Source organism: Pseudomonas sp. 382 (genome assembly GCF_002759075.1).
Classification (GTDB): domain Bacteria; phylum Pseudomonadota; class Gammaproteobacteria; order Pseudomonadales; family Pseudomonadaceae; genus Aquipseudomonas; species Aquipseudomonas vlassakiae.
In genome coordinates, this window is record NZ_PEMX01000050.1 from 1 (window position 1) to 24,223 (window position 24,223).

The following is a 24,223-nucleotide window of genomic DNA, read 5'->3' on the forward strand; positions in this document are numbered from 1 at the left end:
ACAGAATTTCTTGACGACCATAGAGCATTGGAACCACCTGATCCCATCCCGAACTCAGTAGTGAAACGATGCATCGCCGATGGTAGTGTGGGGTTTCCCCATGTGAGAGTAGGTCATCGTCAAGATTAATTTCGCAAAACCCCTATCTGCGCATGCAGGTAGGGGTTTTGTCTTTTCTGGCTTTTACCTGGCCCAGCATTGGCAGCCAGCCGTGATATCGTTCCCCATTATTCTCCCAGGGACTTTTCCATGCCCAGCACTACCTCACTGCAACCAGGTTTCATGATCGTCCACGGCAACCGCCTGGACGACCTGCGCAGCCTGGTCGTGAGTTGGATGCGCCGCTATCCGCTGGCACCGCTGGAAAACGAAATCGCCCTGGTACAAAGCAATGGCATCGCCCAATGGCTCAAGCTCGCCCTTGCCGAGGACCCACAGGACGATGACATGGGTGGTTGCGGGATTGCTGCCGCCATCGATGTGCAACTGCCCGGTAGCTTCATGTGGCAGTTGTACCGCAAAGTGCTCGGGCGCGACGAGATCCCAGAAGTTTCACTGCTCGACAAAGCACCGCTGACCTGGCGCCTGATGCGCCTGTTGCCTGCACTGATCGAGCGCCCGCATTTCGAACCGCTGCGTCGCTTTCTTACCGATGACAATGACCTGCGCAAGCGCTATCAGTTGGCCGAGCGCCTGGCCGACCTGTTCGACCAATACCAGGTCTATCGTGCCGACTGGCTGAAGGACTGGGCAGCCGGCGAGCACATCCTCAATACCGCCCGTGGCGAGCGCAAGCCCCTCGCCCCAGGCAACCGCTGGCAGGCCGAACTGTGGCGAGCATTGCTTGAAGATGTCGGTGAACAGGGTATGGCGCAGAGCCGGGCAGGGGTACACCAGCGCTTCATCGAACGCATCAACAGCCTGCAAAGCGCACCTCACGGACTTCCGTCGCGGGTCATCGTGTTCGGTATTTCTTCTTTGCCTGCCCAGGCATTGGAAGCGCTCGCCGGTTTGTCCCGTTTCAGCCAGGTATTGCTCTGTGTACACAACCCTTGCCGTCACCACTGGGCAGACATCGTTGCCGACAAGGACCTGCTGCGTCACCAGTACAAGCGTCAACAGCGCAAGCCAGGCATGCCCGTGCAACTGGACGACGAATCGCTGCATCAGCATGCCCACCCATTGCTCGCAGCCTGGGGCAAGCAAGGCCGTGATTACATCAACCTGCTGGACAGCTACGACGACCCGGGCAGTTACCAGGGCGTATTCAGCGATGGCCGTATCGACCTGTTCAGCGAAGGCCAGCCCACCACGCTGCTGAACCAGCTTCAGGACGACATTCTTGAACTGCGCCCACTTGCTGAAAGCCGCGAGCTGTGGCCCGAGGTCAACCTGGCCAAGGACCGTTCGGTGCGTTTCCACGTGGCACACAGCGCGCAGCGTGAGGTGGAAATCCTCCACGATCAGCTACTGGCCCGCTTCAGCGCCGATCCTGCGCTACGCCCGCGTGACGTCATCGTCATGCTCCCGGCAATCGACACTTACGCGCCGCATATCCGCGCGGTGTTCGGGCAATTGCAGCGCAACGACCCGCGCTACATCCCGTTTACCCTGACCGACCAAGGCCAGCGTGGCCGTGATCCGCTGCTGATCGCGCTTGAGCACCTGCTCAAGCTCCCCGACAGCCGCTTCGCCGTCAGCGAGGTGCTTGACCTGCTCGACGTTCCGGCGGTCCGCGCGCGTTTCGGCATCCGCGAAAGCGACCTGCCCACCCTGCACCGCTGGATCGAAGGCGCGGGTATTCGCTGGGGGTTGAACGCCGACCAGCGCGCCACCCTCGGGTTGCCCCAGGGCCTTGAGCAGAACAGTTGGCGCTTCGGCCTGCGGCGCATGCTGCTGGGCTACGCGGTTGGCGTGGGAGAGGGGTGCGATGGCATCGAACCTTACGATGAAATCGGCGGTCTGGATGCCGCCTTGATCGGCCCGCTGGTCGCACTGCTCGATGCCCTCGATGTGGCCAACCAGGCCTTGTCTCAACCTGCCACTGCCAGTGAATGGGGGGATCGCCTCAACGCGTTGCTGCAAGTGTTCTTCCTTGCCGAGGAGGAGCACGACGAATACCTGCTGATGCAACTGCAGGAATTGCGTGATAGCTGGCTGGAAGTCTGCGAAACCGTAGGCCTGCAAGACCAGCTGCCACTCACGGTGATCCGCGAGGCCTGGCTGTCGGGCCTCGACGAAGGCAAGCTGTCCCAGCGGTTTCTCGCAGGTTCGGTGAACTTCTGCACCTTGATGCCAATGCGGGCCATTCCGTTCCGCGTCGTCTGTTTGCTGGGTATGAACGATGGCGACTACCCCCGCGCCCAGCCGCCGCTGGACTTCGACCTGATGGCCAGCGACTACCGCCCCGGTGATCGTTCGCGTCGCGAGGACGACCGCTATCTGCTGCTCGAAGCGCTGTTGTCGGCACGTGACCAGCTCTATATCAGCTGGGTGGGTCGTAGCATCCGTGATAACAGCGAGCGGCCCGCCTCGGTGTTGATCGGCCAGCTACGCGATCACCTGGCTGCCGGTTGGCGCCTCAAGGGTGATGCTGACGGTGAGCACCTGCTCCACGCATTGACTCAGGAGCACCCACTGCAGCCTTTCAGTGCGCGCTATTTCCAGAAGGGCAGTGCGCTGTTCAGCTATGCCCACGAGTGGCAATTGCTGCACCAGCACACCACTGACGACGAGCAGCCAGACCTTGACCTGCCTCCTTACGTCAGCGATGAAGCGCTGACGCTTACTCAGTTGCAGGACTTCTTGCGTCACCCGGTAAGGCATTTCTTCAGCCAGCGGCTGAAAGTGTTCTTCGAAGCCTTGGAAGCGCCCACGCCAGATGAAGAGCCATTTGTTCTGGACGCATTGCAACGCTACAGTGCCAGCGAGAGCCTGCTGGGCGCCGCCCTGAGCGACCCGGATAACGCCGAGCACGCATTACAGGCCCAGGCCCGGCGGCTACAAGCCTGCGGCATGCTGCCTCTGGCAGGGTTTGGTGAACTGCTGCAGGCCGAACTGATCCAGCCGTTGCCCGATCTGCTGCAACGTCATCGCCAACTGTTGCAGCGCTGGCCAACGGTGGTCGACGGTGCGCTGCCGATCCACTTCGAACATGCGAACCATCGTCTTGAGGGTTGGCTGGGCCGGGTCTACAAGGCCGACGATCAAAGCCTGTTGAGCATCACCACGGTGCCCAACACAATCAGCGCCGGGCGCAACACCTTCAAGTGGCACCGCCTGATTGCCAGCTGGGTGATGCACTTGGCAGCTTGCGCTGCGGGTTATCCCCTGCACAGCGCGCTGCTGGCCAGCGACATCACCCTGCTGCTCGGCCCCTTGCCGCAGGCTCAGGCTGCCGAACAACTGGGTCACCTGCTACTCGCGCGCCAGGCTGGGATGAATGCACCGTTGCCTGTGGCCGCCAAGACCGCTTTCGCCTGGCTGGCCCAGGACGATCCTGACAAGGCCATGGCCGCCGCCATCCGTGCCTACGAGGGGGATGGCCGCACCAGTTTTGGCGAGCGCAGCGAAAGTGTTGCCCTGGCGCGGCAGTTCCGCGATTTCGCCGCGCTCAGCGCCGACGAAACTTTCGAAGGCTGGTGTGAAGCCTTGTACCGCCCCCTGTTCAGCGCCGACTGGCAGGCCCAAGGCAATCCGGAGAGTCAAGCATGACCCAGGCCCGCCCCCTGGCATTGAGTTTTCCCCTGCAGGGTAGCCAGCTGATCGAAGCCAGCGCCGGTACGGGCAAGACCTTCACCATTTCTGCACTGTACCTGCGCCTGATCCTCGGCCACGGCGACGAGCAAGGCTTTGGCCGCGAACTGTTACCGCCACAGATTCTCGTGGTGACCTTCACCGATGCCGCCACCAAGGAGCTGCGCGAGCGTATCCGTGCTCGTCTGGCCGAGGCTGCGCGCTTCTTCCGCGGCGAACTTGAAGGCGGCGATCCGCTGCTGCTGCAGCTGCGCGACGACTACGCCGAAGCACACTGGCCACGCTGCGCCAATCGCCTGGAAGTTGCCGTGCAGTGGATGGATGAAGCGGCCGTGTCGACCATCCACGGCTGGTGCCAGCGCATGCTCCGAGAGCACGCCTTCGACAGCGGCAGCCTGTTCACCCAAAGCCTGGAAACCGACCACAGCGACCTGCTTGGCCAAGTCATGCGCGACTACTGGCGGCGCTTCTGTTATGGCATGCACGGCGAAGCGCTGAACTGGGTGCGTAGCCAATGGGGCAGTCCCGATGCCCTGCTGCCGCGCATCCGGCCGCTGTTCGGTCGTGTGGGTGCACAGCAGGACGAAGCGGAACCGCAAGCGCTGATCGATGCCGCGCTGAAACAGCGCGTCGAGCAGTTGCGCCAACTCAAGGCGCCGTGGGCGCAATGGGCGGATGAACTGCTGCAGATCTGCCAGGACGCCGTGGCAGCGAAACAGGCCGATGGCCGCAAACTGCAGGCGCGTTACTTCGAGCCCTGGTTCGAGAAACTGCGTAAATGGGCTTGTGATGAACAAGCGGTGGAGCTCGACTTGGGCACCGGCTTTACCCGCCTGACCCCGGCCGGGATGGCTGAAGCCTGGAAAACCGATCCGCCCGACCATCCGGCCCTGCATGCCATGCAGAACCTGCAGCAACAACTGCAGGCCCTGGCCAGCCCGGATGCCCGCTTGCTTGAACACGCCGCCGCTTGGGTTGCGGCGCGCTTCGAAGTGGAAAAACGCCGCCGCGCCGAGATGGGCTTCGACGATATGTTGCTACGTCTGCAGCAGGCGTTGGGCACGGAGTCGGGAGAACGCCTGGCTGCGCTGATCCGTGAGCAGTTCCCGGTGGCGTTGATCGACGAATTCCAGGACACCGACCCGGTCCAGTACGGCATTTTCGAAAGCATCTATCGCATCAGCGAGAACAACCCGGACACCGGCCTGTTCATGATCGGCGACCCCAAGCAGGCGATCTACGCCTTCCGTGGCGCCGATATCTACACCTACCTGTCGGCCCGCCGCGCCACCGCCGGTCGACTGCACAGCCTGGACACCAACTACCGCTCCAGCCAGGCGATGGTTGCAGCGGTCAACCGAGTCTTCATGCAGGCCGAAGGCCGCGAGCAGGGCAAGGGTGCGTTCCTGTTCCGCGAAGCCGACGACAACCCGTTGCCGTTCGTCGAGGTTCGCGCCAAGGGCCGCAGTGAACGCCTGTTGATCGACGGCAAGGCGTGTGCGGCGTTGCACTGCTGGCAGCTGGAAAGCGAAGAGCCGGTATCCAGCACGCTCTACCGTCAGCAGCTGGCAGCCAGCTGCGCCAGCCATATCGTTTGCGTATTGAATGGCGGCCAGCGCGGGGTGACCGGCTTCAGCGATGACCAGGGCGAACTGCGCCCATGCCAGCCTTCGGACATTGCCATCCTGGTGCGTGATGGCCATGAAGCGCAGTTGGTGCGCAACGAGCTTGCCGCCCGCGATGTGCGCAGCGTGTACCTGTCCGACAAGGATTCGGTATTCGCCGCCCAGGAGGCCCATGACTTGCTGGCCTGGCTAAAGGCCTGTGCCGAGCCGGACTCCGAACGCCTGCTCAAGGCCGCCCTGGCCAGCATGACCCTGGAGCTGTCGCTGGCTGAACTTGACCAGCTGAACCAGGACGAGCGGGTCTGGGAGGGCTGGGTCATGCGTTTTCGCCGCTATCGAGAGATCTGGCAGCGCCAGGGTGTGCTGCCCATGTTGCGGCACCTGCTGCACGACTTTGAATTGCCGCGCACGCTGATCGGCCGCACGGAGGGTGAGCGCGTGCTGACCAACCTGCTGCACCTGGCCGAACTGCTGCAGCAGGCGGCCACTGAGCTGGACGGCGAACAGGCGCTGATCCGCCACCTCGCCGAGCACCTGGCCAATTCCGGTCAAGCGGGCGAGGAGCAGATTCTGCGCCTGGAAAGCGACGAGCAGCTGGTCAAGGTAGTGACTATCCACAAGTCCAAAGGCCTGGAATACCCGCTGGTCTATTTGCCTTTCATCTGCACCAGCAAGCCGGTGGATGGCAGCCGCCTGCCCCTGGCCTGGCACGACAGCTTGGGCAACGCACAACTGACGTTGACCCCTGACGCAGCGCAGGTCGCCCTGGCCGACGAGGAGCGCCTGGCCGAAGACCTGCGCCTGCTCTACGTCGCGCTGACGCGTGCCCAGCACGCCTGCTGGCTGGGTGTCGCCGACCTCAAGCGCGGCAACCAGAAGAGTTCGCAACTGCACCGCTCGGCGCTCGGCTACCTGCTAGGTGGTGGCCTGCCACTGCCCAGCTCGGAGCACCTCAAGCAGTGGCTGCAGAGCTTGCTGGCCGGCTGTGAGCACATTGCCTGCCCGGCCCTGCCGCAGGCCAGTGATGAGCGCTACCGTGCGTCCCAGGCCGAACACGAGCTGATACCCGCACGCAAGCCACGACGGGCCGCCGCCGAACATTGGTGGATCGCCTCCTACAGTGCCTTGCGCGTGGGTGAACAGACCCTCGGTGCCGACAGCTCACAGGCCCAGCAGCTGCTCGATGACGAAGTTGCCGATACCCAACCGATCCGTGAAGTACCCGGCGACGGCGGCGACATCCATCGCTTTCCCCGTGGCCCCAACCCGGGCACCTTCCTCCATGGGCTGCTGGAGTGGGCCGGACGTGAAGGCTTTGCCGAGGTCGCCGGCAACCCCAAGCTCATCGAACGTACGGTTGGCCAACGTTGCAACCGCCGTGGCTGGACCGGCTGGATTCCGACACTCAGCCAGTGGCTGCAGCGCCTGCTCAACGAGCCGCTGCCGGCCGGCCCTTCGCAGCTGACGCTGGCGCAACTGCAGCATTACCAGATCGAGATGGAGTTCTGGTTCGCCAGCCACAACGTCGACGCCGAGCAACTCGACCGCCTGGTGGCCCGGCATACCTACCCCGGCACGGCTCGCCCGGCTGCGCAGCCAACCTTGCTCAATGGCATGTTCAAAGGTTTCATCGACTTGGCATACGAGCTCGACGGGCGCTATTACGTGGCGGACTACAAGTCCAATTGGCTCGGCCCGGACATCCAGGCCTACGACACCCAGGCCATGGAAAAAGCCATCCTTGAACACCGTTACGACCTGCAGTACGTGCTCTACCTGCTGGCCCTGCATCGCCAGTTGCGCGCACGGCTGCCGGATTACGATTACGACCGCCATGTCGGCGGTGCCCTGTTCATCTTCCTGCGTGGCGCCAGCAGCAGTGGCCACGGCGTGTACTTTGCCAGGCCGCCGCGCGAGCTGATCGAGGCCCTTGACGCGCTGTTCCGGGGCGCGCACCAGCCCGAGCAGCAGGACCTGTTTGCCGGAGCCCTGACATGAGCCGCACCCTCGACGATCTCTTGCCTGCGCCACTGCAAGCTGAACATCTGCTGGCCCTGGCTCCCCAGCACAACAGTGCGGACCTGCTGCAGTTGCTCGATCGCTGGGTCGAGCGAGGCTGGCTGCGTGCGCTCGACCGGGCGTTCGTCAGCTTTCTTGAAGAGCGAGCCCCTGGCAGTGACCCGTTGCTGTTGCTGGCGGCAGCACTGGCCAGCCACCAGCTGGGCCACGGGCATGTCTGCCTCGACCTGCAACAAACCCTCGCCGAGCCGGATTTCGCCCTGTCCCTGCCACCCGAAGGCGATGCCCTGACCGGCCCGTTGCTGTTGCCCTCGCAGCTGCTGGCCAACCTCGGCCTGCCCACCTGGCTGCAGCGCATTGCCGCAAGCCCCCTGGTGGCCGCCGGCAATACGCCGGGCCAGCACACGCGCCCGCTGGTGCTCAGCGGCCAGCGCCTGTATCTGCGCCGCTACTGGAGCTACGAGCGGCAGATCGACCAGACCCTGCGCCAGCGCCTGAGCGAGGAGGAAGCAACCCCGGCCGACCTGCCTGCGCGCCTGGCGCAGCTGTTCGACGGAGGCGCCCTGGCCGGGCAGGTGGACTGGCAGAAACTCGCCTGCGCCCTGGCCACCCGTGCAGGCTTCAGCATCATCACTGGCGGCCCTGGCACCGGCAAAACCACCACGGTGGTGCGGCTGTTGGCGCTGCTACAGGCACCTGCGGTGGAGCAGGGCAGGCCGCTGCGTATTCGCCTGGCCGCGCCGACCGGCAAGGCCGCCGCACGCCTGACCGAATCCATTGGCCAGCAGGTTGAACGGTTGCAGGTCAGCGCCGAGGTGCGCAGGCAGATCCCCACCGACGTCAGCACCGTGCATCGCCTGCTCGGCAGCCGCCCTGGCTCGCGGCACTTCCGGCATCACGCCGGTAATCTGCTGCCGCTGGATGTGCTGGTGGTCGACGAGGCGTCGATGATCGACCTGGAGATGATGGCCAACTTACTGGAGGCATTGCCGCCCAAGGCGCGGCTGATTCTGCTCGGGGACAAGGACCAGCTGGCTTCGGTCGAGGCTGGCGCCGTACTCGGTGACCTGTGCCGGGATGCCGAGGAGGGCTGCTATTCGCCCGCGACCCAGGCCTGGCTGGAACGGATCGGTGGCCACTCGCTGGCCGCCAGCGGCCTGAAAACCGGCGATGCGCAACGCAATCCCTTAGCCCAGCAAGTGGTGATGCTGCGCTTCTCGCGACGTTTTGGTGAAGGCAGTGGCATCGGCCAGCTGGCGCGCCTGGTCAACCGCCAGGAGGCCCAGGCGGCACGCGACCTGCTGAGCATGCCGCCAGCGGACGTGTTCGGCCTGGCGCTGCGCGGTGAGCAGGACCGGGCTTTCGACCGCCTGATTCTCGACGGCCTCGACCGCGGTAACGAAGGGCCTCAAGGCTATCGCAGCTACCTGCGTGCCATTGGCCGCCATCGCCCCGCACCGGGCAGCGCTTTCGACGATCCGCGCTGGGAACAGTGGGCTGGCAGGGTGCTGCGCAGTTTCGAAGACTTCCAGCTGCTGTGCGCCGTGCGCAAGGGGCCCTGGGGTGTCGAAGGCCTCAACGAACGTGTGGCGCGTGTGCTGCACAATGCCGGGCTGATCGACAACCAGCAACCGTGGTATGAAGGTCGCCCGGTGCTGGTGACGCGCAACGACTACGGCTTGGGCTTGATGAACGGCGACATTGGTATCGCCCTGCGCTTGCCGGACGAGCACGGTGAAGCGCTGCTGCGTGTGGCTTTCCCGCGTAACGACGGCAGTGGTGGGGTGCGCTTCGTGCTGCCCAGCCGCCTCAACGAGGTGGAGACCGTTTACGCCATGACGGTGCATAAGTCCCAGGGCTCCGAGTTCAGCCACACCGCGCTGGTGCTGCCGGATGCACTCAACCCGGTGCTGACCAAGGAACTGGTGTACACCGGCATTACCCGGGCCAAGCATTGCTTCAGCTTGATCGAGCCGCGCCAAGGCATTTTCGAGGAAGCGGTGCTGCGCAAGGTACGGCGTATTTCCGGCCTGATGCTTGAACAAGTCTGACCAGGCCTGTGACTGACCCTGTGGCAGCGGGCTTGCCCGCGAACACCGGCGTAGCCGGTGCCATACACCGAGTTGCCTGATTCGCGGGCACGCCCGCTCCTCCAGATAGCCAGCGTTGTGCTATCGTTGCGCCGACTCAGACAGGTTTTTGAGAGAACTCTCACATGACAGGCGCCAGGGAGCGGTTGACAGGCTGTGCGCTTTTGCTGCTTCTCGTCGCCCTGTCGCTGTTGGCCAGCCCCGTCCAGGCGGGCGGTTCCGCGACCTCCGCTCAGGCCCAGCAGCGTGCCAAGGCGGTAACCCAAGTGGTCCTGGGCATCTTCAGCTATGCCCGCTGGCCTACCGAACCTGTGCCTTTGCGCTTGTGCATGGTCGGCCCCACCGAATATGCCGACGACCTGATCAAGGGCAACGTGCAGAACTCTGGCCAACCCTTGCAGGTGCGCCGCCTGCTGGCCGAAGACCGGAACGTTGCCCAAGCCTGCGATGCGGTGTACATCGGCAAGCTCGACGATGCCCAGCGCGATCACCTGTTCCAGGCCATCAATGGCCATCCGGTACTGAGCATCAGCGAAGCCGACGACCCGTGCACGGTGGGTAGCCTGTTCTGCCTGCGCGTCGGTGACCAGCAGGTCGCGTTCGAGGTCAATCTCGACTCCGTGGCACGTTCCGGCGTGCGTATCCATCCCAGCGTGTTGCAGCTGTCACGGCGACGCGGAGCTGTGCCATGAAGCGTTCAGCCTGGAAGGCCGGCGTGCGTCCCACCTTGCGTTCGGTACTCGGCCGCGGCCACCTCAGCGTTGCCCTGATGGCAGTGGGCCTGGCCGGTATCTCGCTGACCCTGCTCGGTGTGCTGGCCCTGCGCGTGTACGCCCACCACAACCTGCACCTGATTGCCCGTTCGATCAACTACACCGTCGAAGCCGCGGTGGTGTTCGACGACAGCGCGGCGGCCCATGAGGCGCTGGAACTGATCGCCAAAACCGAAGAAGTGGCGGACGCCAAGGTATTCAACAACGATGGGGAGCAGCTGGCGCACTGGCAGCGTCGTGAAGAAGGCGTGCTCGGGCACCTTGAGGCGCAGGTGGCATCGGCCTTGCTGAATGGGCCGATCAACCTGCCGATCATGCACCAGCAACAGCAAGTCGGTCATATCGAGCTGGTCGGCCAGGGCCGCAGCTTGCTGCTGTTCCTGCTCAGCGGCCTTGGCGGCATTCTGTTCTGCACGATCCTCAGTGCCTTCGTTGCCTTGTACCTGTCGCGGCGGCTGCTTGGCGACATCGTGCGCCCCCTGCGCAGCCTGGCCAGTGTCGCCCACGCCGCACGTCGCGAACGCAGTTTCGACCGCCGTGTGCCGGAAGCGCCCATTGCCGAGCTGAACGAGTTGGGTAACGATTTCAATGCCTTGCTCGATGAACTGGAGGTCTGGCACGGCCACCTGCAAAACGAGAACGCCACCCTGGCTCACCAGGCCAGCCACGATAGCCTTACCGGCCTGCCCAACCGCGCGTTCTTCGAGGGGCGCCTCAGCCGCAGCCTGCGCAATGCGGCACGGCAGCAAGACCATTTAGCGCTGTTGTTCCTCGACAGTGACCACTTCAAACAGATCAACGACAGCCTCGGCCATGCCGTGGGCGACGAAGTGCTGATCAACGTGGCCGACCGTGTGCGTGCGCAACTGCGCGAGCACGATCTGGTGGCCCGCCTGGGGGGCGACGAGTTTGCCGTGCTGCTGACCCCGCTGCACTCGCGTGAGGACGCAGAGCGCATCGCCGAGAAGATCATCGCCAGCATGCAGCTGCCGATGCTGCTCGATGGCGGCGCCAGCCTTACCACGTCTCTCAGTGTCGGCATCGCCTATTACCCGGAGGATGGCAATGACCCTGCCAGCCTCCTCAATGCCGCAGATGCGGCAATGTACCAGGCCAAGCGCAAGCGTCGTGGCCAGTGGCAAGCGGCGCAGACCGAACGGTCCGCTGCCGATTCCAGCAACAGGAGTTGAACCGTGATACAGCGTTTGCGTTTTTCATTCGTCGTGATGTTGCTGGCCTTGCTGGCGTTGGCAGGGTGCCAGAGCGCGCCACCCAAAGGGCTGAGCGCCGAACAGATCGCCGTACTCAAGCGTGAAGGTTTCGCCCCTACCGAGGAAGGCTGGGCATTCGACCTGTCGGGCAAGGTGCTGTTCGGCAGCGACCTGGACAGCCTCAATGCCCCGAGCCAGGCGATCGTCGAGCGGATCGGCAAGGCTTTGCTGGGCGTGGGTATCCAAAGCGTGCGTGTTGATGGCCACGCCGATGCTTCGGGCAAGGCCGCCTACAACCAGCAGTTGTCCGAGCGACGCGCGCAGAGTGTGGCCAAGGCGTTGATCGATGTTGGCATGCAGGCGCAGAACATTCATACCCGTGGGCTGGGCAGCACGCAGCCGGTGGCGGACAACCGCACCAGCGCCGGGCGGACCGAGAACCGACGGGTGTCGATTGTGGTGGCGTCTTACTGATAGTTCCGGTCTGGCGCACTGTTTGTGATAGCGGACTTGCTCTGACAAGAAGTTGTGGTGGGGCTTACAGGTGCCAGCCTTGAGTTCTGTGGCGCCTGTGATATCGAGCGCCGCCCGCGCGGGCGCATCGTGGGCAAGCCCCACATGGATCCGCGATCCCCTGTGGGAGCGGGCGTGCCCGCGAAGAGGCCAGACCAGCTAGCACATCACTTGAGCCTCAGTGCAAAAGTCCGAGGCCCAGTAGGCATCCGGACCTGGATCAACGCCGATTCGAGCAACGCCCGCAGCGTTTCCAGCTCATGCATCGAGGTCATCATCAGGATCGACGCCGGTGACTTGGGCTGCAGCAGCAACGCCTGGGTGATGGGTGGCGGGCCGCTAGAGGCCCCGTCAATCCTGAGCAAAGCGCATGTCGCGCGTCTCACCCATCAACAACGGCGCATTCGCCTCGGTCACCCCGCGGATGTAATCCCACAACAAGGTAATCCGCTTCAACTTCCTCAAATCTTCCCGGCAATACATCCAGAATTGCCGCGTCACCTCGATCTCCTCCGGCAACACCGTCACCAGCCGCGCATCCTGCGCCGCCAGGAAGCACGGCAAGATCGCCAACCCACGCCCCTGCAGCGCCGCCGTGTACTGGGCTATGACGCTGGTGCTGCGCAAATGCGCATTGGCGTTGGGAATCAGGTTGGCCAGGTACAGCAGCTCCGAACTGAACGCCAGATCGTCGACGTAACTGATGAAGGGGTGGCTCCCCAGGTCGCTGACCTGGCGGATCGGTGCATGGCTGTCCAGGTAGTCCTGGGTCGCATAAAGCCGCAATCGGTAGTCACACAGCTTGCAGCATACATAGGGCCCATGCTCCGGCCGCTCCAGGGCGATGACGATATCTGCCTCGCGCTTGGACAGGCTGATGAAGTGTGGCAGCGGCAGGATATCTACCGAGATCGCCGGGTAGGCATCGACGAAATGGCTCAACTGCGGGGTGACGAAAAAACTGCCAAAGCCTTCGGTGCACCCCATGCGCACATGCCCCGAGAGCGCCACGCCGGAGCCGGAAACCTGTTCGCAGGCCATGTGCAAGGTGCTCTCGATCGACTCCGCGTAGCCCAGCAGGCGTTGCCCCTCGGCGGTCAGGACAAAGCCGTTGGTGCGTGACTTTTCGAACAGCAGCGTGCCCATCGCCCCCTCCAGCGAGCTGATGCGCCGCGATACCGTGGTGTAGTCAACGGCCAGGCGTTTGGCCGCGCTGCTGGCTTTGCGCGTGCGCGCCACTTCAATGAAGAACTTCAGATCGTCCCAGTTCAGCGCACTGAGGGAGGTCAGGTCTTTTTGCATGTTGATCCGGTTTTTTTGTGCGTTCTTGTTGGATGTTTGCACATCTATACTCGAAAAAAGCCCCAAGGCGCCACCTCGCGTTTGCCCGGCGCTGGCGATCTCGTCCTGACAATAATTCCAAGGAGAACGCAGATGAACGCACCACAGTCCCCTGACAAGACCAAGGTCGAGCAGGTCAAGCTGCTGATCGACGGCCAGTGGGTCGAGTCGAAAACCAGCGAATGGCGCGACATCGTCAACCCGGCCACCCAAGAAGTGCTGGCGCGGGTACCGTTCGCCACCGTCGAAGAAGTGGATGCCGCCGTGGCTGCCGGCCAGCGCGCCTTCAAGACCTGGCGTGACACCCCGATCGGTGCACGCATGCGCATCATGCTCAAGCTGCAGGCGCTGATCCGCGAACACACCAAACGCATCGCCCAGGTGCTCAGCGCCGAGCAGGGCAAGACCCTTGCCGACGCCGAAGGCGATATCTTCCGCGGCCTGGAAGTGGTCGAGCACGCGGCTTCCATCGGTACTCTGCAGATGGGCGAATTCGCCGAGAACGTCGCCAGTGGCGTGGATACCTACACCCTGCGCCAGCCGATCGGCGTCTGCGCCGGCATCACTCCGTTCAACTTCCCGGCGATGATCCCGCTGTGGATGTTCCCGATGGCCATCGTCTGCGGCAACACCTTCGTCCTCAAGCCTTCCGAGCAGGACCCGCTGTCGACCATGCTGCTGGTCGAGCTGGCGCTGGAGGCCGGTGTACCGGCGGGCGTACTCAACGTGGTGCACGGCGGCAAGCAAGTGGTAGATGCGATCTGCACCCACCAGGACATCAAGGCGATTTCCTTCGTCGGCTCGACCGAAGTCGGCACCCACGTGTACAACCTGGCCAGCCAGCACGGCAAGCGTGTGCAGTCGATGATGGGCGCGAAGAATCACGCCGTGGTGCTGCCAGACGCCAACCGCACGCAAACCGTCAACGCCCTGGTCGGTGCCGCCTTCGGCGCAGCAGGCCAGCGCTGCATGGCTACCTCGGTGGCGGTGCTGGTGGGCAAGGCGCGTGACTTCCTGCCAGACATCAAGGAGGCGGCCAGCAAGCTCAAGGTCAACGCCGGTTGCGAGCCGGGCACGGATGTAGGCCCGGTGGTTTCCAAGCGCGCCAAGGAGCGGGTGCTGGGCCTGATCGAAAGCGGCATCCAGGAAGGCGCCAAGCTCGAACTCGATGGCCGTGGAGTCAAGGTGCCAGGCTATGAACAAGGCAACTTCGTCGGCCCGACCCTGTTCTCCGGGGTGAAGACCGACATGCAGGTGTACACCCAGGAAATCTTCGGCCCGGTGCTGGTGACCCTGGAAGTCGACACTCTCGACGAAGCCATTGCCCTGGTCAACGCCAACCCATTCGGCAACGGTACCGGCCTGTTCACCCAGAGCGGCGCGGCGGCGCGCAAGTTCCAGAGCGAGATCGACGTCGGCCAGGTGGGTATCAACATCCCGATTCCGGTACCGGTACCGTTCTTCAGCTTCACCGGCTCGCGCGGCTCCAAGCTCGGTGACCTCGGCCCGTACGGCAAGCAGGTGGTGCAGTTCTACACTCAGACCAAGACCGTCACCGCCCGCTGGTTCGATGACGACAGCGTCAACGACGGTGTGAATACCACCATCAGCCTGCGCTAAGGAGCACGCCATGCGTATCGCATTCATCGGCCTGGGCAACATGGGCGCGCCCATGGCCCGCAACCTGATCAAGGCCGGGCACCAGTTGAACCTGTTTGACCTGAACAAGACCGTGCTGGCCGAGCTCGCTGAGCTGGGCGGGCAGGTCAGCGCCTCGCCGAAGGACGCGGCGGCCAGCAGCGAGCTGGTGATCACCATGCTGCCGGCGGCCGCACATGTGCGCGCCGTGTACCTCAACGAAGACGACGGCGTGCTGGCGGGCATCCGCCCAGGCACGCCGACCCTGGATTGCAGCACCATCGACCCGCAGACCGCGCGTGAGGTGTCCAAGGCGGCCGCCGCCAAAGGTGTGGACATGGGCGATGCGCCGGTGTCTGGTGGCACGGGTGGCGCCGCGGCGGGCACGCTGACCTTCATGGTCGGCGCCAGCGCAGAACTGTTCGCCACGCTCAAGCCGGTGCTGGAGCAGATGGGCCGCAACATCGTGCACTGCGGTGAGGTCGGTACCGGGCAGATCGCCAAGATCTGCAACAACCTGCTGCTGGGCATCTCGATGATCGGCGTGTCCGAGGCCATGGCCCTGGGCAATGCACTGGGCATCGACACCAAGGTGCTGGCGGGGATCATCAACAGCTCGACCGGGCGTTGCTGGAGTTCCGATACCTACAACCCGTGGCCGGGCATCATCGAAACTGCACCTGCCTCGCGTGGGTATACCGGTGGGTTTGGTGCCGAACTGATGCTCAAGGACCTGGGGCTGGCCACCGAGGCTGCGCGCCAGGCACACCAGCCGGTGATCCTCGGTGCCGTCGCCCAGCAGCTGTACCAGGCCATGAGCCTGCGCGGGGAAGGCGGCAAGGACTTTTCGGCGATCGTCGAGGGGTACCGCAAGAAGGATTGATTGTGGGAGCGGGCGTGCCCGCGAAGCAGACGACTCGTTGCCCGCCACCGGCTACGCCGGTGTTCGCGGGCATGCCCGCTCCCACAGAGATTGGTGTCGCTTGATGGATCAGGCGAAGACGAAGTACTTGCGCACGGTCTCGACCACTTCCCAGGTGCCTTTCATCCCCGGTTCGATCACGAACACATCACCCGCCTTCAGGTGCTTCGGTTCTTCGCCTTCCGGGGTGATGATGCAGTAGCCATCGAGGAAGTGGCAGAACTCCCACTTCTCGTAGTTGACCTCGAACTTGCCCGGGGTGCAGATCCAGGTGCCCATGATCTTGCTGCCGTCGGCCGACAGGTAGGCGTTGAGGTTGACGGTGTGCGGATCGCCGCCGATGCGCTTCCACTTGGTGGCGTCCACGACCGGCGTCGGGCAGGTTTCGCGCAGGACGGTGATGAAATCGGACATGGCACAACTCCTGGTGACTGGCTGAATGACTTGTCACCATAGGGCCATCCGCCGAGCCACAGTTGCCTGGGCTCGACGTCCAGCTGCCTGCCCGCGCTATGCCAGGGTGTTGACCTCGACGGTGATGTGGGCCAGTTCCTCATGCACGCCCAGCGCCTGGCGCACGCTGTCGGCGCTCAATGCGGCCTGGGTGGCCAGGCTGAGGATGCACGCGTACTGGTCCTTGCCCACGCGCCACACGTGCAGGTCGGTGATGGTGGCGGGCACCGGCAGTTCGGCGACCACTTCGCGAATCTCCTCGACCACCGGCGCATCCATCTCGGCATCCAGCAATACCCGGCCGGTATCGCGCAGCAGGCCGCGAGCCCAGAGCGCCACCAGCACCGCACCGACCAGCCCCATCACCGGGTCGAGCCAGCTGGCGCCCCAGAACTTGCCGGCCAGCAGGGCGACGATCGCCAGTACCGAGGTGGCGGCGTCGGCCATCACATGCAGGTAGGCCGAGCGCAGGTTCAGGTCGTGATGATGGTGATGACCGTGGTCATGATGATGGTCATGGCCATGACCGTGGTGGTGATGATCGTGGTCGTCACGCAGCAGCCAGGCGCAGATCAGGTTCACGGCCAGGCCGATCACGGCGATGAAGATCGCCTCGTCATAATGGATCGGCCCCGGCGTCAGCAGGCGCTCGGCTGACTGGAAGGCCATCAGCCCGGCCACGCCGAGCAGCAGCAAGGCGCTGGAGTAGCCGCCGAGGATCTCGATCTTCCAGGTGCCAAAAGCGAAGCGTTGGTCCTTGGCATAACGACGCGCGGCAGCGTAGGCCAGCAGAGACAGCCCCAGGGCCAGGGCATGCGAGCTCATGTGCCAGCCGTCGGCGAGCAGGGCCATGGAGTTGAAGAACCAGCCCCCGGCGATTTCCGCCACCATCATGATCGCCGTCAGCCACACGGCCAGGCGTGTCTTGCGCTCGGCACCGAGGTTGCTGGTGTGGAACTGGTGGCTGTGCTGCCAGCGGCCTGAGGTTTGTGTCGCCATGATTTATCATGCTCCCGGAACGTCGAGAGCTATACTATACCCCAGTATACCTATAAGGGTGTGAAAGCCTATGGCACATACGATCAAGAGCAAGAAGCAACTGCTGACCCGCGTGCGCAAGATCAAAGGCCAGGCCGCTGCCCTGGAGACCGCGCTGGAGCAGGACAAGGACTGCCTGGCGATCCTTCAGCAGATCGCAGCCGTGCGCGGCGCGGTGAACGGGCTGATGGCCGAGGTGATGGAAGGGCACATCCGCGAACACCTGGTGGCGGAAGGGCTGAGCGCCGAGGAACGGCAGGAAGAGGCGGACAAGGTGGCGGCGTTGTTGCGGTCTTATCTGAAGTGATACCCCCTGGGGGTATACGGTAGGAATGTAGGTTCCTACAGAGCTATAAGTTGAAGCCTACTGGGTGATCTGAACCATCCGCTGGTCGCCGAAAGTGTGCATAGTGTGTACTGCGCTTCGTTTTGGTCAATTTGGTGTGTATCATACACATCGGCTGCCGAAGGAAGGGTGAATGCGCAGTCGTGAAGTGATCCAGCTCATTGAGGCGGATGGGTGGTATGAAGTCGAGGTGAAGGGCAGCCATCACCAGTTCAGGCATCCGTTCAAGAAGGGGAGGGTGACAGTTCCTCATCCCAAGAGCGATCTGCCTAAAGGCACCGTGCACAGCATCTTGAAACAAGCTGGCTTGAAGCAGTCCAGTGGCTTCGTCAGCGCGAACATCAGTGGAGACGCGCAATGAAATTTCCGGTCGTATTGCACAAGGACGCCGATTCGGACTACGGCGTGACCGTTCCCGATGTTCCTGGCTGCTTCTCTGCCGGAGGGACTGTCGCTCAAGCACTGGAGAACGTTCAGGAGGCGCTGGCGCTCCATTTTGAGGGCTTGGTTGCCGATAACGAGGCGCTACCGCAAGCACAGGAAGTCGATGTACATGTGGCGAATCCTGATTTTGCCGGTGGGGTCTGGGCTGTCGTTGATTTCGATATAACGCCATATCTGGGGAAGGCCGTGCGGTTCAATGCAACACTGCCGGAAAACCTGCTGCAGCGGATCGACGAAAAAGTGAAGCGTGATCATCGGTATGCCTCCCGTTCCGGATTTCTCGCCTCGGCTGCACTGCGAGAGCTGGCGCTCATGCACTGAACAACGAGTCGGCTTTGGAATTCATCACTTGTGGAGGTGGTGAATCGGGGCGCCGAAACCGCCGCAAATACGTCAGCCCAGGCGACGTTGAACGTTCACGCTGGCATCAATCGCTCGACCAACCCCGCCGCATAGCCCGGTAACCTGGCAAAATCCCGGGCACATAACAGCAACCGCCGGTTCGCCCAATCCTCTCGCAGCGCCACCCAGTGCATCGGCAACACCCCGTTCCAGCGCTGCACCGATGCCAGGGGCACCACGCCGACACCGGCACCACCGGCGACCATGCGAATCACCCCGTCAAACCCTTCGGCCCGCACCCGCACCTGCATGCGGTGGCCTTCGCGCAGGGCCTGTTCCTCCAGATACAGCGCCAGGGCGCTGTTCGCCCCCAGCCCGACATGGCCGTGGGCAAGGCAATCGACGAAGCTCGGGGCGGGCGCTGCGGCGAGGGGATGATCCAGCGGAGTCACCAGCACCAGCGGATCATCGCGAAAGGGCAGGGTCTGCAGATGCGCGCTGGGCGCGGCGGTGGAAATGATGCCCAGATCAGCCATGCCTTGGGTGATCGATTGCACGATGCGCAGGCTCGGTAGTTCCTGCACATCGATGCTGATCCCGGGGTTATCGGCAAGGTAGCTGGCCAGCAACTCCGGCAGGTACTCGGTCAGCGCCGCCGTGTTGCACAACAGCCGCACCTGGCCTTGCTGGCCGCACGCATAATGGGCCAGGTCGAACTGCAGGCGTTCGACCTGCTGGCCGATCAGTCGCGCATGCTGCAGCAGCGCCTGCCCGGCGGGTGTCGGCTGCACGCCACGGCGATTGCGCTCGAGCAAAGGTGTGCCAAGCGAGGCCTCCATCGCGCGGATACGTGCGCTGGCCGCTGGCAGCGACAGATGGCTGCGGCGGGCGCCGGCGGTGATGTTGCCGCATTCGGCGGTGTGCTGGAAAAGCCGGAGGTCGATCAGGTCGAAATGCATCTGCCTCTTTCCTGGCAAGAGTCTGGCTGAGTATATGGCAGATTTTCAGCCCAACTGCGGCAAGCCATCATCGCACCCATGAATACCTTGACCGCTTTCTACTACACCATTGGCCCGGCACTGACGTTGCTGGTGATCATCACCTTCCTGCTGGCCGGTGCCGTCAAAGGCGTGATCGGCCTCGGCCTGCCGACCATCGCCATGGGCTTGCTGGGGCTGGCTATGTCTCCGACGCAGGCTGCTGCGCTGTTGATCGTGCCTTCGACGCTTACCAACCTCTGGCAACTTGCGGCTGGCGGGCATCTGCTCGCGCTGCTGCGAAGGCTCGGGCCAATGCTGGCGATGATATTCCTCGGTACGTTGCTTGGCAGTGCCTGGCTGGGCATCAACAACGGGCCATGGGCAGTGCAGGCGTTGGGGGCGGCGTTGGTGATCTACGCGCTGTACGGTCTGGCAGGCCCGGCCTTGCGGGTAGCGCCGGAGCGGGAAGGGTGGCTGGGGCCGGTCTGTGGACTGGTGACCGGTGTGGTCACTGCGGCTACTGGCGTGTTCGTGATGCCCGCGGTGCCTTACCTGCAAAGCCTGGGCTTGAGCCGCGACGAAATGGTGCAGGCGCTGGGCCTGTCGTTCACGGTCTCGACCCTGGCGCTGGCCCTTGGCCTGGCCGGGCAGGATGCCTTGGGTGGGCAAGCGCTGGGGGCTTCGCTGCTGATGCTGGCGCCGGCCCTTTTGGGCATGTTCGCCGGGAAGTGGCTGCGCCAGCGTATCAGCGCAGCGCTGTTCAAGCGCTGCTTCTTCATCGGCCTGGCCGCGTTGGGCGGCCACCTGCTGATCAACGGTTAGCGGACGAGGCGCTGAGCATGACGATGGGCTGGATGTCGAAATCGCGCTCCAGGTAATCCATGCGCTTTTGGAAGAACTCGACCATGTGCGGCAGTGCCGAGTGCACGTCCAGCGCTGCCTTGTCGGCCCACACTTCATAGAACACGAACAGGGTTGGGTCCTGCTGGTCGCGCAGCATGTGGTATTCGATGCAGCCTGGTTCCTGGCGGCTGGGCTCGACGTAGGCACGGAACAGGGTCTCGAATGCTTCGGCCATTTCCGGACGGGTCTTGGCCTTAAGGATGAATGCGTGCTGCTCGCTCATGGATCGTACTCACAGATAATTGGAGAATCGATTCTACGGCAATAATTAAGTTGTGATTCGTGACTTCAGGTCAATTGTATTTTGACCGCCAACTGCTGTATCCCGCGCCCGTCAGCCATTACTGTGCCGGTCATCCATCAAATGACTCGAGGCCCAGCATGAAAAAGATCCTTCTGCTCAATGGCGGCAAACAATTCGCCCACTCTGACGGTCGTCTCAACCAGACCCTGCACGATGCCGCGCTGGCGCATCTGGACCGTGCCGGTTTCGATGTGCAGCACACCTTCATCGACGGTGGCTACGACGCTCAGGTCGAAGTCGAGAAATTCCTCTGGGCCGATGTGATCATCTATCAGATGCCAGGCTGGTGGATGGGCGCACCGTGGACCGTGAAGAAGTACATCGACGATGTCTTCACCGCTGGCCACGGCAGCCTCTACGCCAATGATGGCCGTACCCGCTCCGACCACTCGCAGAAGTACGGCAGCGGTGGCCTGGTGCACGGCAAGCAATACATGCTGTCGTTGACCTGGAATGCACCACAGCAAGCGTTCGATGACCCGAGCGACTTCTTCGAGGGCAAGGGTGTCGATGCGGTGTATTTCCCGTTCCACAAAGCCAACCAGTTCCTGGGTATGACCGGGCTGCCAACCTTCCTTGCGGTGGATGTGATGAAGCGCCCGGATGTGCCGGCAGCCTTGGCGGCCTACGAGGCTCATCTGGACAAGGTCTTCGGCAAGGCTATCTAATCCCTGCACGGACCCGACACAGGCGCTCAAGTGAAAACCCGCTCCGAAGAACTCCAGATATTCGTCGCCGTCATCGACTGCGGCTCAATCTCCGCCGCTGCCGAGCAGATGGGCCAGACCCCGTCGGCGGTCAGCCGCACCCTGTCGCGCCTGGAGGCCAAGCTCGGCACCACCTTGGTCAACCGCACCACCCGGCGCATGGACCTCACCGAGGAGGGCCGCTTCTTCCTCGAACGCTCGCGCCTGGTGCTGCAGCAGATGGACGAGATGGAGGAGCGCCTGTCGATGAATCGCCAGACGCCGTCCGGGCGCCTGCGCATCAACGCCGCGGCGCCGTTCATGCTGCACGCCATCCTGCCGTGGATCGGCGAGTTCCGCCGCCAGTACCCCGGCATCGAGCTGGAGCTCAACACCGACGACCTGATCATCGACCTGCTGGAACAGAGCACCGACGTGGCCATCCGCATCGGTGACCTTGCCGACTCCAGCCTGCATGCCCGCTCGCTCGGTTGCAGCCCGATACAGGTGCTGGCAAGCCCGGAATACCTGGAGCGACACGGTACGCCGAAAAACGTCGAAGACCTGAACGGTCACTGCCTGCTCGGCTTTAGCCAGCCTGAATCGTTGAACCAGTGGCCGTTGCGCCACGCCCAGGGTGACCGCTGGGGCATCCGCCCGGCACTGATCGCCTCCAGCGGCGAGACCCTGCGCCAACTGGCGCTGGCCGGGGAGGGCATCGTCGCCCTGTCGCATTTCATGACCCACGAAGACATCCGCGCCGGCCGCCTCAAGGTACTGCTGAGCGAGGCCAACAATGGCTACCGCCAGCCGATCCACGCGGTGTACTACCGCAACACCCAGCTGGCCCTGCGGATTCAATGCTTCCTTGATTTCATCCAGCGCAAGTTGGCCATGTACGCCTGCTGAGTTGCCTGATCGCGACAGGTCCTGTCCACAGGCGGCGAAACTTCCTGCGTTTGATTGCACAGTCACAGCGCTTCGGCCTTACTGACTGCTCAACAAAAACAACACCAAGGAAGTGTCATGCGTATTGTCCCGTTCCAGTACCTGGCTCTGGCAGCCGCGATCCTGAGCTGTTCCTCGACTTACGCCGCCACGTTGGAAGGCGGCGCTGTAGCCGCCCCCGATCAATATGGTGCACAGGTTGCAGCCGACATCCTCAAGAAGGGCGGCAATGCGGTGGACGCGGCCGTGGCCACGGCCTTCACCCTGGCGGTGACCTACCCCGAGGCGGGTAACATCGGTGGCGGTGGCTTCATGACCCTGTTCGTCGACGGCAAGCCGTACTTCCTCGACTACCGCGAAGTGGCGCCCAAGGCTGCCTCACGCAACATGTACCTGGACGACAAGGGCGAAGTCATCGAGAACCTGAGCCTGGTCGGCGTGCGCGCCGCAGGCGTGCCTGGCACGGTGATGGGCCTGTGGGAAGCCCACCAGAAGTTCGGCAAGCTGCCCTGGAGCGAGCTGCTGACCCCGGCCATCGGCTATGCCAAAAACGGCTTCAAGGTCGCCGAGAAGCAGTACCAGTACCGCAACGATGCCCAGGGCATGTTCAAGACCGCGACCAACTTCAACGACTATTTCGGCAACATGAAGGTCGGTGAACTGTTCAAGCAGCCGGAAATGGCCAAGACCCTCGAGCGCATTGCCGACAAGGGCGTGAGCGAGTTCTACCAAGGCAAGACTGCCGACCTGCTGGTGGCGCAGATGCAGGCCGACAAGGGCTTGATCACCAAGGAAGACCTGAAGGACTACAAAGCCGTGTGGCGCGAACCGATCGCCATCAGCTGGCGCGGCAATGTGGTCTACACCGCGCCACCACCAAGCTCCGGCGGCGTGGCCCTGGCCCAGCTGCTGGGCATCAAGGAGGACCGCGTGGCGGACTTCAAGGGTGTTGCGCACAACTCGGCGCAGTACATCCATCTGCTATCGGAGATTGAAAAACGTGTGTTCGCCGACCGTGCCGACTACCTCGGCGACCCGGCGTTCACCAAAGTGCCGGTCGACCAGTTGGTGGCCAAGGACTACCTGGCCAAGCGCGCCGCCCAGGTCAACCCGAAGGCCATTTCCGAAACCGACAAGGTCAAGCCAGGCCTGGAGCCACACCAGACCACGCACTTCTCGATCGTCGACAAGCAGGGCAATGCGGTCAGCAATACCTACACCCTCAACCTCGATTACGGCAGCGGCGTGGTGGTCAAGGGCGCAGGCTTCCTGCTCAACGACGAGATGGACGATTTCAGCGCCAAGCCTGGCGCCGCGAATGCCTTTGGGGTGGTTGGCGGTGACGCCAACGCCATCGAACCGGGCAAGCGCATGCTGTCGTCGATGAGCCCGAGCCTGATGACCCGCGATGGCAAGGTCGAGCTGGTGATCGGTACGCCGGGCGGTTCGCGGATCTTTACCTCCATCTTCCAGGTGATGAACAACCTGTACGACTACGGCATGCCGCTGGAGAAGGCCGTGGCGGCGCAGCGTGTGCACCATCAGTTGCTGCCCAAGGACACCATCTACTTCGACAGCTACGCGCCGCTGACCGGGCCGGTGGCTGAAGAGCTGAAGAAGATGGGCTATGTGCTGGAGGATCAGGGCTGGGAGATGGGCGATATCCAGGCGATCCGGGTCAACGGCGCGCAGCTTGAGACCGCTTCGGATCCGCGTGGGCGCGGGGTGGGGATGATCGTCAAGTAACTCTGCATAGGCAGTGCGGGCCTCTTCGCGGGCACGCCCGCTTGTATGGTTAGACTTGAAGGGGTGGTGGGACTAAATGCCCGATTCTGACTGTTAGCAGCAGTACAGACCGTGGGAGACATCGCCCCACCCCTTCCACCAAAGC

Annotated in this window: 20 protein-coding genes and 1 rRNA gene; 16 read left to right on the plus strand and 5 right to left on the minus strand. The window is 63.3% G+C overall.

All coding sequences use genetic code 11. The features are described from left to right. The first annotated feature begins 9 nt into the window (after positions 1-9). The 7 genes from rrf (at position 10) to CQW31_RS28875 (ending at position 11,948) form a co-directional block, all read left to right on the plus strand. Positions 10-125 (plus strand): 5S ribosomal RNA (gene rrf, locus CQW31_RS28845). Positions 126-249: 124 nt separating this feature from the next. Continuing rightward, entirely contained in the window at positions 250-3,714 is a 3,465-nt protein-coding gene (recC, locus tag CQW31_RS28850; RefSeq protein WP_099816012.1) for an exodeoxyribonuclease V subunit gamma, read from the plus strand. Continuing rightward, positions 3,711-7,379 carry an exodeoxyribonuclease V subunit beta gene (gene recB, locus CQW31_RS28855; RefSeq protein ID WP_099816013.1) on the plus strand — a complete coding sequence of 1,223 codons (3,669 nt, stop codon included), beginning with the start codon at positions 3,711-3,713 and terminating at the stop codon, positions 7,377-7,379. Before recC ends, recB begins: the two co-directional genes overlap by 4 nt. After that, positions 7,376-9,451, plus strand: a complete 2,076-nt coding sequence (gene recD, locus CQW31_RS28860; protein WP_054886899.1) for an exodeoxyribonuclease V subunit alpha — start codon at positions 7,376-7,378, stop codon at positions 9,449-9,451. The genes recB and recD overlap by 4 nt, the downstream gene beginning before the upstream one ends. A gap of 164 nt (positions 9,452-9,615) precedes the next feature. Beyond that, positions 9,616-10,182: a YfiR family protein gene (locus CQW31_RS28865; protein WP_099816014.1), complete on the plus strand. Its 567-nt coding sequence runs from the start codon at positions 9,616-9,618 to the stop codon at positions 10,180-10,182. Further along, entirely contained in the window at positions 10,179-11,453 is a 1,275-nt protein-coding gene (locus tag CQW31_RS28870; protein WP_054886897.1) for a diguanylate cyclase domain-containing protein, read from the plus strand. Before CQW31_RS28865 ends, CQW31_RS28870 begins: the two co-directional genes overlap by 4 nt. A gap of 3 nt (positions 11,454-11,456) precedes the next feature. Further along, complete coding sequence (locus CQW31_RS28875; RefSeq protein ID WP_054886896.1) at positions 11,457-11,948, plus strand: OmpA family protein; 492 nt, start codon at positions 11,457-11,459, stop codon at positions 11,946-11,948. A 390-nt stretch (positions 11,949-12,338) separates the two neighbouring features. On the opposite strand, the gene CQW31_RS28885 is transcribed toward CQW31_RS28875, so the two are convergent. Continuing rightward, positions 12,339-13,289 carry a LysR family transcriptional regulator gene (locus tag CQW31_RS28885; protein WP_099816016.1) on the minus strand — a complete coding sequence of 317 codons (951 nt, stop codon included), beginning with the start codon at positions 13,287-13,289 and terminating at the stop codon, positions 12,339-12,341. 132 nt (positions 13,290-13,421) lie between these two features. Here CQW31_RS28885 and CQW31_RS28890 point away from each other — a divergent pair, with 132 nt between their 5' ends. Beyond that, positions 13,422-14,948, plus strand: coding sequence for a CoA-acylating methylmalonate-semialdehyde dehydrogenase (locus CQW31_RS28890; RefSeq protein WP_099816017.1), 1,527 nt, complete (start codon positions 13,422-13,424; stop codon positions 14,946-14,948). A 10-nt stretch (positions 14,949-14,958) separates the two neighbouring features. Continuing rightward, positions 14,959-15,849 carry a 3-hydroxyisobutyrate dehydrogenase gene (gene mmsB, locus CQW31_RS28895; protein WP_054886892.1) on the plus strand — a complete coding sequence of 297 codons (891 nt, stop codon included), beginning with the start codon at positions 14,959-14,961 and terminating at the stop codon, positions 15,847-15,849. A gap of 108 nt (positions 15,850-15,957) precedes the next feature. Here mmsB and CQW31_RS28900 read toward each other — a convergent pair whose 3' ends face one another. Continuing rightward, on the minus strand, positions 15,958-16,302 hold the full coding sequence (locus CQW31_RS28900) for a cupin domain-containing protein (RefSeq protein ID WP_003258412.1): 345 nt from the start codon (positions 16,300-16,302) through the stop codon (positions 15,958-15,960). A 96-nt stretch (positions 16,303-16,398) separates the two neighbouring features. After that, entirely contained in the window at positions 16,399-17,340 is a 942-nt protein-coding gene (gene dmeF / locus CQW31_RS28905; protein WP_099816018.1) for a CDF family Co(II)/Ni(II) efflux transporter DmeF, read from the minus strand. A 70-nt stretch (positions 17,341-17,410) separates the two neighbouring features. Here dmeF and CQW31_RS28910 point away from each other — a divergent pair, with 70 nt between their 5' ends. The 3 genes from CQW31_RS28910 to CQW31_RS28920 all read left to right on the plus strand — a co-directional run bounded on the left by CQW31_RS28910 (position 17,411) and on the right by CQW31_RS28920 (position 18,490). Then, on the plus strand, positions 17,411-17,686 hold the full coding sequence (locus CQW31_RS28910) for a metal/formaldehyde-sensitive transcriptional repressor (RefSeq protein ID WP_054886890.1): 276 nt from the start codon (positions 17,411-17,413) through the stop codon (positions 17,684-17,686). A 172-nt stretch (positions 17,687-17,858) separates the two neighbouring features. Then, the gene (locus CQW31_RS28915; protein WP_054886889.1) at positions 17,859-18,086 is read left to right on the plus strand and encodes a type II toxin-antitoxin system HicA family toxin; all 228 of its coding nucleotides are present in this window, start codon (positions 17,859-17,861) and stop codon (positions 18,084-18,086) included. Further along, positions 18,083-18,490, plus strand: a complete 408-nt coding sequence (locus CQW31_RS28920; RefSeq protein ID WP_054886888.1) for a type II toxin-antitoxin system HicB family antitoxin — start codon at positions 18,083-18,085, stop codon at positions 18,488-18,490. Before CQW31_RS28915 ends, CQW31_RS28920 begins: the two co-directional genes overlap by 4 nt. A gap of 95 nt (positions 18,491-18,585) precedes the next feature. On the opposite strand, the gene CQW31_RS28925 is transcribed toward CQW31_RS28920, so the two are convergent. Further along, positions 18,586-19,470 carry a LysR substrate-binding domain-containing protein gene (locus tag CQW31_RS28925; RefSeq protein WP_099816019.1) on the minus strand — a complete coding sequence of 295 codons (885 nt, stop codon included), beginning with the start codon at positions 19,468-19,470 and terminating at the stop codon, positions 18,586-18,588. Positions 19,471-19,548: 78 nt separating this feature from the next. Here CQW31_RS28925 and CQW31_RS28930 point away from each other — a divergent pair, with 78 nt between their 5' ends. Then, positions 19,549-20,313 carry a sulfite exporter TauE/SafE family protein gene (locus CQW31_RS28930; protein ID WP_099816020.1) on the plus strand — a complete coding sequence of 255 codons (765 nt, stop codon included), beginning with the start codon at positions 19,549-19,551 and terminating at the stop codon, positions 20,311-20,313. Here CQW31_RS28930 and CQW31_RS28935 read toward each other — a convergent pair. Continuing rightward, complete coding sequence (locus CQW31_RS28935; RefSeq protein WP_099816021.1) at positions 20,303-20,617, minus strand: putative quinol monooxygenase; 315 nt, start codon at positions 20,615-20,617, stop codon at positions 20,303-20,305. The genes CQW31_RS28930 and CQW31_RS28935 overlap by 11 nt on opposite strands. A gap of 158 nt (positions 20,618-20,775) precedes the next feature. On the opposite strand from CQW31_RS28935, the gene CQW31_RS28940 reads away from it, so the two are divergent. The 3 genes from CQW31_RS28940 (at position 20,776) to ggt (ending at position 24,078) form a co-directional block, all read left to right on the plus strand. Continuing rightward, positions 20,776-21,366, plus strand: coding sequence for an NAD(P)H-dependent oxidoreductase (locus CQW31_RS28940; protein ID WP_054886884.1), 591 nt, complete (start codon positions 20,776-20,778; stop codon positions 21,364-21,366). A gap of 30 nt (positions 21,367-21,396) precedes the next feature. Further along, on the plus strand, positions 21,397-22,293 hold the full coding sequence (locus CQW31_RS28945; RefSeq protein ID WP_054886883.1) for a LysR family transcriptional regulator: 897 nt from the start codon (positions 21,397-21,399) through the stop codon (positions 22,291-22,293). 117 nt (positions 22,294-22,410) lie between these two features. Continuing rightward, entirely contained in the window at positions 22,411-24,078 is a 1,668-nt protein-coding gene (gene ggt / locus CQW31_RS28950; RefSeq protein WP_054886882.1) for a gamma-glutamyltransferase, read from the plus strand. The last annotated feature ends 145 nt before the right edge of the window (positions 24,079-24,223 follow it).

Coding starts and splice junctions, on each gene's coding strand:
- recC (WP_099816012.1), top strand. CDS start 250: ATGCCCAGCACTACCTCACTGCAACCAGGTTTCATGATCGTCCACGGC.
- recB (WP_099816013.1), top strand. CDS start 3,711: ATGACCCAGGCCCGCCCCCTGGCATTGAGTTTTCCCCTGCAGGGTAGC.
- recD (WP_054886899.1), top strand. CDS start 7,376: ATGAGCCGCACCCTCGACGATCTCTTGCCTGCGCCACTGCAAGCTGAA.
- CQW31_RS28865 (WP_099816014.1), top strand. CDS start 9,616: ATGACAGGCGCCAGGGAGCGGTTGACAGGCTGTGCGCTTTTGCTGCTT.
- CQW31_RS28870 (WP_054886897.1), top strand. CDS start 10,179: ATGAAGCGTTCAGCCTGGAAGGCCGGCGTGCGTCCCACCTTGCGTTCG.
- CQW31_RS28885 (WP_099816016.1), bottom strand. CDS start 13,289: ATGCAAAAAGACCTGACCTCCCTCAGTGCGCTGAACTGGGACGATCTG.
- CQW31_RS28890 (WP_099816017.1), top strand. CDS start 13,422: ATGAACGCACCACAGTCCCCTGACAAGACCAAGGTCGAGCAGGTCAAG.
- mmsB (WP_054886892.1), top strand. CDS start 14,959: ATGCGTATCGCATTCATCGGCCTGGGCAACATGGGCGCGCCCATGGCC.
- CQW31_RS28900 (WP_003258412.1), bottom strand. CDS start 16,302: ATGTCCGATTTCATCACCGTCCTGCGCGAAACCTGCCCGACGCCGGTC.
- dmeF (WP_099816018.1), bottom strand. CDS start 17,340: ATGGCGACACAAACCTCAGGCCGCTGGCAGCACAGCCACCAGTTCCAC.
- CQW31_RS28910 (WP_054886890.1), top strand. CDS start 17,411: ATGGCACATACGATCAAGAGCAAGAAGCAACTGCTGACCCGCGTGCGC.
- CQW31_RS28915 (WP_054886889.1), top strand. CDS start 17,859: ATGCGCAGTCGTGAAGTGATCCAGCTCATTGAGGCGGATGGGTGGTAT.
- CQW31_RS28920 (WP_054886888.1), top strand. CDS start 18,083: ATGAAATTTCCGGTCGTATTGCACAAGGACGCCGATTCGGACTACGGC.
- CQW31_RS28925 (WP_099816019.1), bottom strand. CDS start 19,470: ATGCATTTCGACCTGATCGACCTCCGGCTTTTCCAGCACACCGCCGAA.
- CQW31_RS28930 (WP_099816020.1), top strand. CDS start 19,549: ATGAATACCTTGACCGCTTTCTACTACACCATTGGCCCGGCACTGACG.
- CQW31_RS28935 (WP_099816021.1), bottom strand. CDS start 20,617: ATGAGCGAGCAGCACGCATTCATCCTTAAGGCCAAGACCCGTCCGGAA.
- CQW31_RS28940 (WP_054886884.1), top strand. CDS start 20,776: ATGAAAAAGATCCTTCTGCTCAATGGCGGCAAACAATTCGCCCACTCT.
- ggt (WP_054886882.1), top strand. CDS start 22,411: ATGCGTATTGTCCCGTTCCAGTACCTGGCTCTGGCAGCCGCGATCCTG.